Raw genomic sequence first — 11,780 nt, forward strand, 5'->3', positions numbered from 1 at the left:
TTGCGCTTATTTCCCGAAGGCAACCACGGTAATCAGGTTCCGCAACTCCTGCGCGGCTAGGATTTCATTTTTTCGCCATGGCAGCGACTGACCACTTACCTCTTCCTTCCACGCCTCGAAAGACTTCCGCGGACTCAGGCGGAACCCGTCCTCAGAAGCCTCAACCGGCTTTTCAGGGTTTCCACCCCAAAAAACCGTCTGTGTCACCTCTGGGCGGAAGAACAGAGCATACGTCGCTGGATCGCGTTCAACCTGAAGCGCGATAAGTCCTGACGCCGTGTCTCGCATCCGATCCGTAAGGGGAAAGTGGTTCTTCAACGACTTCGTGACGAAGGTCGTCGGCACATCGTTCTGCTTCAACAGGCTGACAAGGTCCATGACGTCGTCGTATCCCGGCGTATCCCCCAGCAAATGTGCCTTGTCGCCCTGGACCACGGCAGCGCCCTCAGCAGGTATCAGATCCAGTAACGTCGGAGAGGAATTCACCAGGCCAAGAAGCGGATTGGAAGATCCTGCCATCAACTGCATCAGCTTCGCTTGCGTGGCAGTGGTGTGCGATTGATACGACGCCTCATCCATTTGCTGCCGACGTGCGATCTCACCCGAAAGCACCTGCCCGATGAAGGTGCATGCCTTACGTGTCTCGTAGGGCACATAGTGCGCCGAGCGATGATGACAGGCGATCAGTCCCCAAAGCTTTCCGTCCAACAGAATCGAGACCGACATGGACGCCGCAACGCCCATGTTACGAAGGTATTCGCAGTGAATCGGCGAAACACTCCGAAGCCCGCTGTAAGTCATATCAACAGGACGGTTGCTCTCAGGATTGATAACAGGGACCACGGGCACCGGTGTGAAATCGACATCGACAACATTCCGAATCGGGTTGAGAACGTAAAGCCGGCGCGCCTGTTCAGGAATATCGCTCGCCGGATACCAGAGGCCCAGGTACGGGTCCATACTGCCGACCGCGGTCTCCGCGATCACTTCGCCCTCACCACTCTCAGCGAAACGATAGATCATCACGCGGTCAAAGCCCGTCATGGCACTGATGCCGCCCGTAGCCTCGCTCAACAGGCTAGGCAGGGAAGAAGCCGCATGCAATGCCGTGGTTAGATGAGTGATCTTCCGGTAGAAATCCAGAAAGCGCGCCCCCTCGGCCAGGCTCGCAGGCTCAAACTCCAGGTACGAGAAGCCATCATGACGGTGGACGAAACCATCAAGTTGCGCATCCCCCTTGGCAGTAGACAGCCCCAGCTCGACAGGGTTGTTGTCACGCGGATCGACCGAATCCAACGCAAATTGCACCTTCGCGATCTGAGCCGCATTCAAGAACTTTGACAGCGGTTGGTCGAGTAGGTTCTCCGCTGGAATTCCGAGCATAACTTCGACATTCTCACTCACCTGCAGAATGTGAAGATCCGGTTCGCGCAGCACAAACAGTAATCCATGCGGCTGGATCGTCCCTGGAATATGGATCGGCTCACGAGCGCAGTTATCGAGATTGATTACGACTTCGTTCATAGTCAGGCCAAACTTCCCGCGGGAGTCACTCACTTACTCAAAAAGTAAAACAACACGCCACACATCTGCTTCTTATGGACACCATACACTGCGGTTCCTCCCCCGTTAGACCGTACGAGAACGTCTGCCCACGCGCCTGAGTAAGACATCTGACATACGTAAGTCATCTCTGAGGCGTGCCTCTTAGTTGGGAACCTGTAAGGCTAGCCCAGAGACGGACAAGGCAATCCGTGGGGCCTATCCTGTCGCATCGTCTTGTGCCATAGAACGAAAGCCGCGCAGCAGCATCCAAACATCATGAGTTTCACTGGTGCCTCCATCGCCCCCGCCTCACCGGATCAGTCCGCCGCACGCGCGCCATCGTTCCCATTCCAGAACACCTACGCCCGCCTGCCGGACCATTTCTTCGCACGGCTGCACCCGACGCCAGTGGCCGCCCCAAAACTGATCCAGGTGAACACCGCACTGGCCGCACACCTCCGCCTCGACGCAGAAGCTCTCGCCGGCCCGCAAGGCGTCGCCGTGCTCTCCGGCAACCAGATCGCAGAAGGTTCAGAGCCGCTGGCCCAGGCGTACGCCGGCAGCCAGTTCGGCTACTTCGTGCCGCTCCTCGGCGACGGCCGCACCAACCTGCTCGGCGAGGTCGTCGCACGCGACGGCAAGCTCTATGACATTCAATTGAAGGGCTCCGGCCCAACACCCTTCTCACGCCGTGGCGACGGCCGTGCTGCTCTCGGCCCGGTCCTGCGCGAGTACATCGTCAGCGAAGCGATGGCCGCCCTGGGCGTCCCCACAACTCGCGCCCTCGCCGCGGTCACAACGGGAGAACACGTCGTCCGCGAAGGCATGTTGCCCGGCGCCATCCTCACGCGCGTCGCGTGGAGCCACCTGCGCGTTGGAACGTTTCAATACTTCGCAAAACGCGGCGACATCGACGACATACGCACCCTCGCAGACTTCGCCATCGCCCGGCATTATCCAGAAGCAGCGCACGCCGCCAAGCCCTACCGAGCCTTCCTCGACGGCGTTATCGAACGGCAAGCAAAGCTTGTAGCCCAGTGGATGGGCCTCGGCTTCATCCATGGCGTCATGAACACGGACAACACTTCCATCTCAGGCGAGACCATCGACTACGGCCCATGCGCCTTTCTCGAGGCATATCAGCCCAACAAGGTCTTCAGTTCTATCGACCAACAGGGCCGCTACGCCTACAGCAACCAGCCCGACGCAATGCACTGGAACCTGACACGACTGGCCGAGTCCATTCTTCCGTTACTCATCGTGGAAGAAGGCAGTGATGAGGCGGGTCTCGCAACCGCCTACGCAGCGCTCGCGACCTTCGCCACGCACTTTGAAGCGGCGCGCGAACAGAACCTGCGCCAAAAGCTCGGACTAACGACACAGCAGGAAGGCGACAACACACTCGCAGAAGACCTGCTGCAGCGAATGGCCGCCAATCGTGCAGACTTTACGCTCACCTTCCGCAGACTGGCAGAGGCTGCCGCAGACGCATCCCGCGACGCGGACGTCCGCGCCCTCTTTGCCGACCCATCCAGCTTCGACACATGGGCAATCCAGTGGCGTCAGCGACTCGCTCAGGAAGCATCAATCCTCGGCGAGCGCACCGCACAAATGCTCCGCACAAACCCCGCGATTATCCCGCGCAACCACCAGGTGCAGGCCGTCATTGACGCTGCCGTGCAGCGTCAGGACTTCCAGCCCTTCCGTGACCTGCTGCACGCAACAGCCGATCCGTATCAGGACTCGCCGGAGACCAGTCGCTTCACCACTCCCGCGCTGCCGAACGAGTGCGTATTCCAAACCTTCTGCGGGACTTAAGAGTTCTCTTCATGGAAGCGGCGGCGGCGCTTACTTAGCAGTGCCGTCGCTTACGACCACTGCGCCTTCGCCGCGCATACGATCGAGAAACTCCACCACATCGTGCGCCACGACGTCAGGCTCTGCCTGGTACTCGTTCGCTAACGCCTGGCACAGGTCGGCCAGGGAACGCGGCTGTTCCATCAGCTCCCAGATCCTGCCGCCCGTCTCGGACAAGCTGATGCAGGTGCCCGTCTCCGCGCTCATCATCACGTATTCCTGGCCGACCCATGCGGTCAACCATCCCTCACCGCGTCCGACGACCGTGCGGTCCTGGATCTCCAAAGTCATAGGAAAAGGATAGTCCATAACCGGTCGGTGAAAGCGCTTTACCGGATACCTGCCCAGTGGGCTTCCAGCACATCCAGTGACTCCGCAGCCCTGCTGAAATCCATGGGCCGTGACAGCCGAAAAACACCCGCGTGGCGTTGCAGGGCAGCCGATGCAGCAAAGTAGGTTGGCACCATCTGCATGGCCTTCACCAGAGCCGGACGGTAGGCATTCACAGTCAGCAGCGACATCGACTCCGCAGCGTTCAGCGGCTCCACGGTAGCCGTCGCCCCCGCCTCGGCGGCATGCAACATGTAAACGCCGCCCACGATACGGGGCTTCAAATCCACGCTGGCCGGCGCCATGTAGAACTTCTCTGCGTCATGGCGAATCCGCGCGTCTTCCGTCGCAGTCCACCGCAAATGATCGACGGACCCGGACCAAAGCTTCAACATGCGGCCATCGGGATAGACGGAATACCGGTCGTCCGCGTCCGGACTCAGGTTGCAAACGTCATCGTTCAGCAGCGGATATCCGCGCTCACTCAACATCGCCGCCATCGTCGACTTTCCCATGCCGGACGCGCCGCAGAACAGCATGGCACGATCGCCAACCGCAACCGCGCTGGCATGCAGCACCACCCGGCCACGCTGCTGCAGCAGGATCGCGAAACACGTGCCAAGCAGGTACAGCGTCAGGTCTCCGGGATCGCACGTCGCTGCAGGCTCCAGCAGAATGCTGCTGCCGCCCGTCACATACACCTTCATCAGGTCACGCAGCCGCAGCAGGAACTCGCCTGGTGCAAATTCCCAGTCCCCGCCGACTCTCGTAGCCGCTGCAAGATGCGCAGGCACCTCACCGATCGTGATGGTGACGTCCGGCTCACCACCGCCGCTCGCTTCCGCCAGAATCGCAGAGGGCATCTCGACGTCGGAGCGAACGCTTAATCCCGACATCACGTAGTTGTAGGTCGTGACAGGCGTCGCGCGAACGGTTCTGGCAGGGTTTTCAGGCACTCGCAACGGTATCCTTCAGAAATTATTACGCGCCACGGGCTGCGGTACCTCTGGCACGCCCGTCGCTGCGGATTTCGCTTCCGTGCGAGCAAAATAACCCAGCTCCACGCACCCGTAAGCCACGGGATAACCCGTAACCTCAACACCCGGCACGCTCAGCCACGCGTGCGTCTCCAGCTCTGTTGATCCTGCCGCCCGTTCACGCAGTGCCCCAAAATGCAACCGCGATGTGACACCCCGCCGGTGCAGCATCTGCCATCCAGCGAGAGCGCGTGGCAGGCAGACCAGTTCCACCGGCAGATGATCTGCCACGGTGTTCACCGCCCATCCAACATGCTTCGCGACAATCAATTCGCTCTTTGACGGAAGTTCGCCCTGCGGTGCGGGTGGCAGCAACCGGCCCAGGTAACGGCCAATCCGCGGGAACGGGACCATCCACAACGCTACCCGCGCCACAACCAGCCAGAAGATTGCCTCGAGTAACAATGCAATCTTGCGCGGCGGGATCTGCAACAGTTGGCGAAGATAGTGGATCATCCGCATCGTCACCTTTCATCATCCCAGCCACGCCGATTCCCGGCAAATGCGCCCCTATTTCGCGAAGGGAGAGCTGTCGAAGTTCCGCACGATGTCCGCCACGTCCACATAGACGGCAAGCGCGCCCGCCTCTTGCAACTCTTCTCTGCGCCAGCCCCCGGTCTGCACCGCGACCGTTCGAACGCCAGCCTTTGCGGCTGCCTCGACATCCCACGGGGTATCGCCAAGCGCCAACGCCTCGTCAGGCGAGACCTTTAATAGCTGCATAGCCGCCTGAAAGATATCGGGCTCCGGTTTGGGCTTCTCGGCGTCATCTGCCGTAGCGTCTTCTTCGATCAGGTCATGGATCTTCAGCAGCGTCTTGAACGCTTCCAGATCTTCCTTCTCGCTCGACGTTGCAACCGCAATGCGCAGGCCCTGCTGCCGCATACGTTCCAACAGGCGGCGCGCGTCTGCAAAAGGCACAATGCGGTCAATGTACTCGCGATGAAACAGCCGCTTGCGAAAGGCGTTGATCTCTTTTTTGAGTGCGGGAAGCTTGTTCTCAGGGACAAAGTTCGGCAGCAGATACTCGCCGCCCTTGCCGATCTGCTTCACGATCGCTTCAAAATCCGCGGGAAATCCAAAATGCTCAAACGTCCGCTGCCATGACTCCGCATGGAAAGCATTACTGTCCAGCAACGTCCCGTCCAGATCGCACAGTACTGCCTTGATCGCCATCAATCATCACCTCAACCGAGGCATTGGATGCAGCCACCGCAGATGGATGTGCTTCGATCAGGCAGGCTACCGTGCCAGCCACCGCCATAAAGCAGAGAGATTCCTTAGAACTCCTGATCGGCCGGAATGTGCACGGTGAACTGCGTGTGGCCCGGGTGCGATTCCAGTGTCAGGCGACCGTGATAGTTCTCAAGGATCTGCCGCACGATTCCCAGTCCCATACCGCTTCCTACGCCAGCCGCCTTGGTCGTGAAGAACGGATCGAAAATGTGTTCTTGGTCTTCCGCCGAGATACCCGCACCGTTGTCCGTGATGGAGACTTGTAACTCATCACCTACGCGTGCCGTATGAACAGCAATCATGCCGCCCTGCTCCGGCACCGCATCAATCGCGTTGTCCAGCAGGTTCGTCCAGACCTGGTTCAGGCCGCTGCAGGTGCAGTGCAGCTTCGGCATGTTCGGGCCAAAGTCCTTCTGCATGCGAATGTTCTTCTCGCGCAGCTTGTGCTTCATCATCACAACGGTCGTGTGGATGCTCTCGTTCACGTCCACGTCCTGAATGCCCGCCTGGCCCTCGTGCGCGTAGGTCTTAACCGCCTGCGCCAGCTCCGTTACACGGGCCACGCTGTCTTCCACCAGGCTTACCATCTGCATCGAAGAGGCCGTCGCCTCAAGCCACTCAATCGGCTCGCTTAACTCGCCTGCGGCAAAGACGCCCGCCAGGCATTCCAGGTCGCCGGGCTCAATGCCGCTGGAAACCAGCACCGGCGCAAACTCCCACGCCTTACCGATACCCCGCTCATCCATCCAGCTTCCCATCTCTTCTTCAGCGTCCGACTGCTGCAGCGAACTCAGGCAGGACTCACTGCGCACGGAAAGAGCACGCTCCTGTAGCGCGGTAAGGCAGGCGCGCTGCTCAGGGTTGTGACCACGCTCGCTGAAGCTGCGTGCCAGCGAATGCATGCGCTGCAGGTTTGACCTCAGCTGCGATGCCGCCCGCCGCGCCGCCGCGCCGGGATTGTTCAGCTCATGCATGAGGCCGGCCGTCATCGTGCCCAGCATGGCCAGCTTCTCCTGCTGCGTCTGCTGTTGCTGCAGACCGCGCATTCGTAGACGCATCTCTGCCAAAACCACAGAACGCAGGTGCGGACACTCCGCCATGCCGTGCCAGAAGGCCTCAGCGTCCAGGCGCAGACCGCGAATCTCAGTCACCGTAACCAGAGTGATCTGTGTTGGCAAACCGCTCAGCAAAGGCACCTCGCCCATGAACTCAGGCGCCGACACGATCTTGTTGAAGTAGTAATTGCCCTTGCCGTCTTGACGCGAGACCCGCACCTTGCCTTCGAGCAGGATCATGAACGAGTTGAACTCTTGCGTCTCGTCTGCGATCAGCACGCCGGGAGGTGTGCGTTCTTCCACTGCCACCGCCACCAGGCAGGCAAGCTCATTCTCCGGTGCATCCGGCCCAAAGACCTCAAGCCGCTGCAGCTCCGCAATCGCGGCGCGCTGCCACTCCACACTGTTCACTAGGCAATCTGAAAAGGTAGCCATCTCGTTAGAACCCCGCCAGATATTGGTGCACGAACTGAATTGCAATGGAACCTTCGCCAACGGCCGAGGCCGCACGCTTCACTGAACCATGCCGCACATCGCCGGCCACAAAGATCCCGGGAACACTCGTCTCCAACAGATAAGGATCGCGGTCCGCTGCTCCACCATTACCGGCCATCCGCTCAATCCCCACACGCTTCAAATCCGGCCCCGCGAGCACAAAACCCCGCTCATCGCGGCAAACCTGCTCCGGCAACCAATGTGTCTTCGGCGCAGCGCCAATAAAGATGAACACCGAAGTCGCAGATCGATACTCCGTCCCACGCGGCGTCTTCAACTCAATGCCTTCCAGGTGCTCCATCCCGCAGAAGCGCGTGATCTCCGTACCCGTCTCCACCACAATGTTTGGCATCGCAGCAATCTGGTCGATCAGGTACTTCGACATGCTCGACTCGAGCCCCTTGCCGCGCACCAGCATCGTCACCTTGCGCGCATACTTCGCAAAGTTCATCGCGGCCTGCCCGGCAGAGTTCGCTCCGCCCACCACAAAGACTTCTTCGTCCTTGCAGGCTGCAGCTTCACTCTGCGCCGCGCCGTAGTAAACACCGGCGCCCACCAAAGCATCGCTGCCCGGCACATCCAACTTGCACCAGCTGACCCCCGTAGCCACCAGCACCACGGAGCAGCTCACCTCGCGCCCGTCTTCTAGCTTCACGATCCGATATTGCTTATCCAACTCGATCGACATCACGCGCTGCGTCACAAATTCCGCGCCCAGGCGCTGTGCCTGGATAAATCCACGCTTCGCAAGTTCATCGCCGCTGATGCCCTGCGGGAAGCCAAGATAGTTCTCGATCCGCGAACTCGAACCCGCCTGCCCACCAACCGCATCGGGCTCAACTACCAGCGTCCGCAGTCCCTCAGAAGCGCCATAGACGCCTGCGGCAAGTCCCGCAGGACCGGCACCCACGACGACCACGTCGTAGAACTCGTTATCCGCCTGCGTCTTCAGGCCAACCTTCTCAGCCAGCTCCATCTGTGTCGGCTGCACCGCAGCCGTACCGTCGCTGAAAATGACCACCGGCAGCTTCGAATCGTCCAGACCGCGCGCCTTCAACGCATCCGCAGCTTCGTTCCCCGCCTCCGGGTTCAGCCAGCGGTACGAGACATGATTCCGTGAGAGGAAATCACGCACCGCATGGTCCTGCGAGCCCCATCGGGTCCCCACCACCTGCAACCCCTCATACGGAGGCTTGTACCCCTGGTGCCAGCTCACCAACAGGTCATCCAGCACCGGGTAAAGCTTCTCCTCAGGCGGATCCCAGGGCTTGTTCAGGTAGTAATGAATTTTCGCAGTGTTGATGGCGCGAATTGCCGCCTCAGTGTCCGCATAGGCCGTCAGCAGCACGCGCTTCGCATCCGGATACAGCGTGATCGCACGACTCAGGAAGTCCACACCGGTCATGCCGGGCATGCGCTGATCGCTTAAGAACAGCGCGACCGCGTCTCCACGATCCTTGAGCTGCGTACACGTGTCCAGCGCGGCCTGACCGCTCGCAGCGCGGACAATGCGATACTCCTGCGCATACTTGCGACGCAGATCGCCCACAACGGCCTCAAGCACGCTGGTGTCATCGTCCACTGCCAAAAGAATCGGTCGTGCCATGCGGCCACTACTCCCATGTCGTCATCGCCGGGGTTGCCCGGCGGGCGCAACTTACCCGTGCTTTAGATTGGACGATGGATGCCCCCGATGCAAATATTCTCTGCATCCGTGTCCTTCTGTTGCATACTCAGGGCATCGCGCGTGAGCCCCAGGTGGGCCGCATGACCGTCGCATCCCGCAAAGAAATGTGTCCCAACCCATGATCCGAATCCTTCTTGCAGACGACCAGGCAATCTTTCGCGCTGGTACCGCTCGCGTCCTGGACGCTGATGTCAACGTGTCCGTGATGGGTCAGTGCGACGCCCCAGCCGCCCTGCTGGACCAGGTCGCCGGCTCCCGCGACTGCGTCGTCATCGTCGCCCAATCCCTCGGCGTGGACACAGACAAGCTGCTCGCCGCAGCCGCCGCAGTCAACACACGCGTCGTCCTCCTCACCGAGACAGGTGCAGAACCCCACGCAGCGCTCGTGCGCCGTCTCGACGGCCTGCTGAACCGCCAGGCATCCGCCGCCGACCTGCTCGCCTGCGTTCGCCGTGTCGGCAACGGAGAACGCGCCGTCGCCGCAACCGTGACCACCGCCGTCGACACCGTCGCCCAGCGCATGCTCACCGTCCTCACGCCGCGCGAACTCCAGATCGTCGGCTTCGTCGTCCAGGGATGGAAGAACCGCCAGATCGCCGAGGAACTCGGCACCAAGGAGCAGGTCGTCAAGAACTACCTGCGTTCCATCTACGACAAAACCGGCTCCAGCGACCGCCTGGAACTCGCACTTTTCACCCTGCATCACCGGCCACTCGCTGAGGCCGCAGCACGAGCCTGCGAAACCCTGCAGGCTTCCACCGCCTAGCAGGGTTCCTGCTGGACTAGATGCCCATCGGCTTCGGCATCTGGTCGTTCTCGTCGATCACGCCGACCTTCTCCGCAATGCTCTTCCCCTGCGTAAACAACAGCAGATAATCGCCGCCGCCCGCCTTGGAATCTGTGCCGCTCATATTGAATCCGCCAAACGGATGCGCTCCCACCATCGCTCCCGTGCACTTGCGATTCAGATACAGGTTGCCAACATGGAACTCCGCAGCAGCGCGATTCAACCGCTCACGCGACCCCGAGTAGATCGCACCGGTCAGTCCGTACTCCGTGCCGTTCGCAATCTCCAGCGCTTCGTCGAAGCTGTTCGACTTGATCACAGCCAGCACCGGCCCGAAGATCTCTTCCTGCGCGATACGCGCATCCGGCGCAACATCCGCAAAGATCGTCGGCTGAATGTAATACCCGCCCGTTTCGTTCTCAATGGCGCCGCCGCCCGTCAGCAGGCGACCTTCCGTGCGACCAATGGCAATGTAGTCCAGCACGCGCTTGTAAGCGACCGTGTTGATCACCGGACCCGCCGCAGAATTCTCCGCAGGCTCACCCGACTTGATCTTCTCGACACGCTCCACCAGCCGGTCGCAGAAGACGTCATAGATCCGCGCATCCACAATCGCCCGCGAACACGCCGAACACTTCTGCCCGTTGAATCCAAACGCACTCGCCGCAACACCCTCAACCGCTGCATCAATGTCCGCATCCGCATCGACCAGGATGGCGTCCTTGCCGCCCATCTCCAGCACCGTGCGCTTGATGAAGTGCTGGCCCGGCTGCGTCTTCGCCGCCGTCTCATGCACGATCAAACCGACGCGCTTCGAACCCGTAAACGCAATAAACCGCACCTTCGGATGCGACACCAGCGCAGCGCCCGCAAGTTCACCCGAGCCTTGGCACAGGTTCACCACGCCCTCCGGCATGCCGCACTCTTCCAGCAGCAGGAAGAAGCGAGCGGCAATCGTCGGCGCATCCACCGACGGCTTCAACACAACCGTATTGCCCGTAACCACCGCGGCCATCGTCATGCCGGCCATAATCGCCAGTGGAAAGTTCCACGGCGGAATCACAGCACCCACACCCAGCGGAATGTAGCGCAGCGTGTTGCGCTCACCCGGGAACTGGATCGGCGTCTTCGCGCCGTCCAGCCGCAGCGCCTCGCGCGCATAGAACTCCAGGAAGTCGATCGTCTCGGCAACGTCCGCATCGGCCTCAGCCCAGTTCTTGCCAACCTCAAACGTCAGCCACGCGCAGAACTCGTTCTTGCGCTGCTGGATCTTCTTCGACACATCCAGCAGCAACTGCACACGCGTCGCAACCGGTACCCGGCTCCACGTCTGGAAGGCCTTGTCCGCCGCAGCCACCGCCTGCTCGACATGCGAAAGCTCCGCCTCCTGGTGCACACCGATCTTCTCCGCCGGCCGCGCAGGATTCGTCGACACAATCTTCGCTGCAGCCGTCACACGTGCGCCGCCAATGATCAACGGATACTCATGCCCAAGCTCACTCTCCACCAGCCGTAGAGCCGCATGCATGTCCGCCTTCACATCGGCATGCGTGAAGTCCTGGAAGTCCTCATTGCGAAAAGTCGTCAGTGCGTGCGCAGCGTCTTTGATCGTCGGAATTGCGTTCGTAGCCATGGTTAAAGTCTACCGTCCGCCGCTCCTGCCGGGGCAACGGGTGCCCCATTCTTTGCGAAGCAAAGGGTGGGTTATCGCGCCATGCGCGACCTTACTGCTCGACCGCTTCGTTCGCACA

General features: G+C 60.7%; 10 protein-coding genes. 2 read left to right on the top strand and 8 right to left on the bottom strand.

Annotation, left to right across the window (positions count from 1 at the left end; translation table 11 throughout):
• Positions 1–6: 6 nt before the first annotated feature.
• Positions 7–1,524 carry a GAF domain-containing protein gene (locus TERRO_RS16620; RefSeq protein WP_052313377.1) on the bottom strand — a complete coding sequence of 506 codons (1,518 nt, stop codon included), beginning with the start codon at positions 1,522–1,524 and terminating at the stop codon, positions 7–9.
• A 297-nt stretch (positions 1,525–1,821) separates the two neighbouring features.
• On the opposite strand from TERRO_RS16620, the gene TERRO_RS16625 reads away from it, so the two are divergent.
• Positions 1,822–3,363: a protein adenylyltransferase SelO gene (locus TERRO_RS16625; protein ID WP_014786858.1), complete on the top strand. Its 1,542-nt coding sequence runs from the start codon at positions 1,822–1,824 to the stop codon at positions 3,361–3,363.
• A 30-nt stretch (positions 3,364–3,393) separates the two neighbouring features.
• On the opposite strand, the gene TERRO_RS16630 is transcribed toward TERRO_RS16625, so the two are convergent.
• The 6 genes from TERRO_RS16630 to TERRO_RS16655 all read right to left on the bottom strand — a co-directional run bounded on the left by TERRO_RS16630 (position 3,394) and on the right by TERRO_RS16655 (position 9,161).
• Complete coding sequence (locus TERRO_RS16630) at positions 3,394–3,693, bottom strand: PqqD family protein (RefSeq protein WP_052313378.1); 300 nt, start codon at positions 3,691–3,693, stop codon at positions 3,394–3,396.
• Positions 3,694–3,731: 38 nt separating this feature from the next.
• Positions 3,732–4,688 (bottom strand): hypothetical protein, encoded by a 957-nt coding sequence (locus TERRO_RS22300; RefSeq protein ID WP_052313379.1) that lies wholly within the window; start codon positions 4,686–4,688, stop codon positions 3,732–3,734.
• A 15-nt stretch (positions 4,689–4,703) separates the two neighbouring features.
• A complete protein-coding gene (locus TERRO_RS16640) occupies positions 4,704–5,225 on the bottom strand; it encodes a lasso peptide biosynthesis B2 protein (protein WP_157178420.1) in 522 nt (173 codons plus the stop codon).
• A 54-nt stretch (positions 5,226–5,279) separates the two neighbouring features.
• Entirely contained in the window at positions 5,280–5,945 is a 666-nt protein-coding gene (locus TERRO_RS16645; protein ID WP_014786862.1) for an HAD family hydrolase, read from the bottom strand.
• Positions 5,946–6,049: 104 nt separating this feature from the next.
• The gene (locus TERRO_RS16650; protein WP_014786863.1) at positions 6,050–7,495 is read right to left on the bottom strand and encodes an ATP-binding protein; all 1,446 of its coding nucleotides are present in this window, start codon (positions 7,493–7,495) and stop codon (positions 6,050–6,052) included.
• A 4-nt stretch (positions 7,496–7,499) separates the two neighbouring features.
• Positions 7,500–9,161, bottom strand: a complete 1,662-nt coding sequence (locus tag TERRO_RS16655) for an NAD(P)/FAD-dependent oxidoreductase (protein ID WP_014786864.1) — start codon at positions 9,159–9,161, stop codon at positions 7,500–7,502.
• Positions 9,162–9,360: 199 nt separating this feature from the next.
• On the opposite strand from TERRO_RS16655, the gene TERRO_RS16660 reads away from it, so the two are divergent.
• On the top strand, positions 9,361–10,008 hold the full coding sequence (locus TERRO_RS16660; protein ID WP_014786865.1) for a response regulator transcription factor: 648 nt from the start codon (positions 9,361–9,363) through the stop codon (positions 10,006–10,008).
• A gap of 16 nt (positions 10,009–10,024) precedes the next feature.
• Here TERRO_RS16660 and pruA read toward each other — a convergent pair whose 3' ends face one another.
• Complete coding sequence (pruA, locus tag TERRO_RS16665; RefSeq protein WP_014786866.1) at positions 10,025–11,662, bottom strand: L-glutamate gamma-semialdehyde dehydrogenase; 1,638 nt, start codon at positions 11,660–11,662, stop codon at positions 10,025–10,027.
• Positions 11,663–11,780 lie beyond the last annotated feature (118 nt).

It is taken from the genome of Terriglobus roseus DSM 18391 (assembly GCF_000265425.1).
Lineage (GTDB): Bacteria > Acidobacteriota > Terriglobia > Terriglobales > Acidobacteriaceae > Terriglobus > Terriglobus roseus.

What these genes read in the sequence shown, in the direction of transcription:
- TERRO_RS16620 (WP_052313377.1), bottom strand. Translation starts at nt 1,524, where the DNA reads ATGAACGAAGTCGTAATCAATCTCGATAACTGCGCTCGTGAGCCGATC.
- TERRO_RS16625 (WP_014786858.1), top strand. Translation starts at nt 1,822, where the DNA reads ATGAGTTTCACTGGTGCCTCCATCGCCCCCGCCTCACCGGATCAGTCC.
- TERRO_RS16630 (WP_052313378.1), bottom strand. Translation starts at nt 3,693, where the DNA reads ATGACTTTGGAGATCCAGGACCGCACGGTCGTCGGACGCGGTGAGGGA.
- TERRO_RS16640 (WP_157178420.1), bottom strand. Translation starts at nt 5,225, where the DNA reads ATGATCCACTATCTTCGCCAACTGTTGCAGATCCCGCCGCGCAAGATT.
- TERRO_RS16645 (WP_014786862.1), bottom strand. Translation starts at nt 5,945, where the DNA reads ATGGCGATCAAGGCAGTACTGTGCGATCTGGACGGGACGTTGCTGGAC.
- TERRO_RS16650 (WP_014786863.1), bottom strand. Translation starts at nt 7,495, where the DNA reads ATGGCTACCTTTTCAGATTGCCTAGTGAACAGTGTGGAGTGGCAGCGC.
- TERRO_RS16655 (WP_014786864.1), bottom strand. Translation starts at nt 9,161, where the DNA reads ATGGCACGACCGATTCTTTTGGCAGTGGACGATGACACCAGCGTGCTT.
- TERRO_RS16660 (WP_014786865.1), top strand. Translation starts at nt 9,361, where the DNA reads ATGATCCGAATCCTTCTTGCAGACGACCAGGCAATCTTTCGCGCTGGT.
- pruA (WP_014786866.1), bottom strand. Translation starts at nt 11,662, where the DNA reads ATGGCTACGAACGCAATTCCGACGATCAAAGACGCTGCGCACGCACTG.